We start from the raw sequence: 2,629 nt of genomic DNA, 5'->3' as shown, positions 1-2,629 counted from the left end.
AGATGTGTATAAGAGACAGCGTTCCAGATCGTCGCGCTCGCCGAGACCGCGGTCACCACCCAGAACGCCAGCGTGAAATCCCCCAGCCGCGGCAGCGTATGCCCGCCCCCCAACATCCCGACATGCAGCGACGCCGCCCCAACGCAGATCCCGAGCGACAGCATCAATTGCTGGAAGGTCGCATAGAAGCTCGTCGCCGAGCTCATCCGCTCGCTCGGGATCTCGTCATAGGCGATTGTGTTGTACGCCGAGAATTGGAACGACATGAAGAAGCCCGATACCATCAACACCCCGAAGATCAGCGGCACCGGCCAATCGGGCCGGAACAGCCCGCACACCGCATAGCCCGCGCTCCCACCGAGCCCGCCGATGATCAGACTCCTCCGGAATCCCCAGCGCCGCAGGATGCGCGGCGCCAGCCCCTTCATCGCGAGCGACCCGATCGCCCCCGCAACGGTGATCGCGCCGCTCGCCGCCGCGGTCATGCCGAAGCCCAATTGCAGCATCATCGGCAGCAGGAAGGGCTGCGCGCCTTGCGTGATCCGCGTCAGCGATCCGCCGATCAGCGACAGGCGGAAGGTCGGCACGCGCATCAGCGACAGATCGAGAATCGGATCGGCACGGTGCCGCGCATGGCGGATGTAGAGCGCACCCGCGACACAGCCGATCCCGATCAGGCCGAGCGCGAGCGGCAGTTCACCCGTCCGACTCGTCATCTCGAACCCGAACAGCAAGCAGCCGAGCGCCACGCCCGACAGCACGAATCCCCACGGATCCGCCCGCACCGGCGTCTCGGCGCGCACCTCGCCGATATAGCGCGTCACCAGGAACACCCCGAGCAGCCCGATCGGCAAATTGAGATAGAAGATCCAGCGCCAGTCGAGATAGGTGACGATCGCACCGCCCACCGGGGGCCCCAGGATCGGCCCGATCAGCGCGGGCATGATCAGCCACGACATCGCCGAGACCATGTCCTCCTTGGCGACGCTGCGCAGCAGGACGAGCCGCCCGATCGGGATCATCATCGCGCCCCCCAGCCCCTGCAGGAAGCGCGCGCCCATGATGAACGGCAGGCTCGGCGCGACCCCGCACAAGGCCGATCCCGCGACGAAGATCAGGATCGCCGCGCGGAACACGGTGCGCGATCCGAAGCGGTCCGCCAGCCGCCCGCTCGCCGGGATGAAGATCGCGAGTGCGAGCAGATACGAGGTCAGCGCCGAGCTCATATTGGTCGCGGGAACGTGGAAATCGCGCGCCATCGTCGGCAGTGCGGTGGCGAGGATGGTCGCGTCCATCTGCTCCATGAACAGCGCACAGGCGATGATCAGCGCGACCAGTCGGTAGTTCTTGGGCGTATGGTCGGCCGCATTGTCCTCGCGCGCGACCTGCGCGATGTCGCCCGCGGCGGGCAGGATGCCGTCGCGGATTTCGCTGTTGATCGAGGCGAGGCCCCGGCGGCGCAATCTCATGGCGCAGTTCCGAAAGCTTGGGTCGTTGCTGCGCAGGGCGCGATCTGCGTCCGGGACGGTGCGCGGGGACCGGATGGATGGGCTCTCCCGTGTCAGCGCTTGGTCGGCTGATCGGATGGTCGGCGGTGCCGTCTCCTGCGCCTCAAATCCCGCCGCTGCAAGGCGGGTTTCGGTTGGGGACAACTGGTTGGCTCGTTATTGCGGTCGTTCCGAATTCGACCACTTGCGGACATTCGCCAGAGAAGCCTAGCATCAGGCATGGCAGCCCCGATCGACCGCAGCCGGACCTTCATCGGTCCTGCAATCGCAGGAATAATCCTGATCGTCCTCTTTGGCGGCTATGTGCTCTTCGCGCGGCTAGCAGGCGACGTCTGACGTCCGTTTTCCACAACTTCCGGCCAGTCCTCTCACGCCCCATTAGCGACCGTTTACATCGACCATGTAGGTTTCCATGGATCACCGGATAATTCCGGTTGGCATCACCAACGCGCTATGCGTAATGTCGGATTGCATTGGTTGCCCGTGGCGGCGGTGAGAGAGTGTGGACCTCGCCTCACCGGTAGGACCCTAGAGGGGCAACCAATGCAATCCTCCGGCAGCGTTTGGTCCGCTACCAGTCATTGAGTTCAACCCTGAACCCAACCCGGCTACCGTCGAAGGATTCGGCGAGACGCGCAAGGCAGTAAATGACGGATTAGGGACTCGGTTCGTCGCTATTTTGAATCGCTTCATGGCGTTCGCTATTTGCCCCCGCTTCGCGACGCGTGGTCAAAGCTGGCGTTGCTGAAACGCAAGAGACCGAACCGGGAACATCGCATTTTGTCGAAAGGCTGCGTTCGGGCAGGAAAACTCCCAGTCTGAAAACGCCCACTAGCGGACATGAGGGTTCACAGCCTACACCTCTGGCTGGTTCGATAGGGATAGGTAGTATGGCCCATGATGAAGGCGTTGGCGAAGATCGCTACCTAGCACCGGGCAATAGGGTTCGCCGTGATCCCTTCGTGAATGATGACGACCACACTACATCGGAGTTCGGCGTCGTCGTTCACTGCTGGCTCGACAACGAGATCGGCATGTTTGATTGTTATACTCCGTCTGCTTGACGACCCGCGAAATCGTCGCTCGCTCAAGCCATGATTCTGAAATCTGCAGGATCGATG

At 63.0% G+C, this 2,629-nt stretch carries 2 protein-coding genes; one reads left to right on the top strand and one right to left on the bottom strand.

Features of this window, described 5'->3' with window-relative positions; translation table 11 throughout:
• Window positions 1–1,469: MDR family MFS transporter (locus QN347_RS19025; RefSeq protein WP_323494318.1), on the bottom strand; the 1,469-nt coding region annotated here is incomplete at its 3' end.
• 929 nt (window positions 1,470–2,398) lie between these two features.
• Here QN347_RS19025 and QN347_RS19020 point away from each other — a divergent pair.
• Window positions 2,399–2,572, top strand: coding sequence for a hypothetical protein (locus QN347_RS19020; RefSeq protein WP_322159825.1), 174 nt, complete (start codon window positions 2,399–2,401; stop codon window positions 2,570–2,572).
• Window positions 2,573–2,629: the final 57 nt, after the last annotated feature.

The organism is Sphingomonas sp. 10B4 (genome assembly GCF_035019905.1).
GTDB classification, from domain to species: Bacteria; Pseudomonadota; Alphaproteobacteria; order Sphingomonadales; family Sphingomonadaceae; genus Sphingomonas; species Sphingomonas glacialis.
This window is presented reverse-complemented; position numbering and strand designations above follow the sequence as displayed.

What these genes read in the sequence shown, in the direction of transcription:
- QN347_RS19020 (WP_322159825.1), top strand. Translation starts at nt 2,399, where the DNA reads ATGGCCCATGATGAAGGCGTTGGCGAAGATCGCTACCTAGCACCGGGC.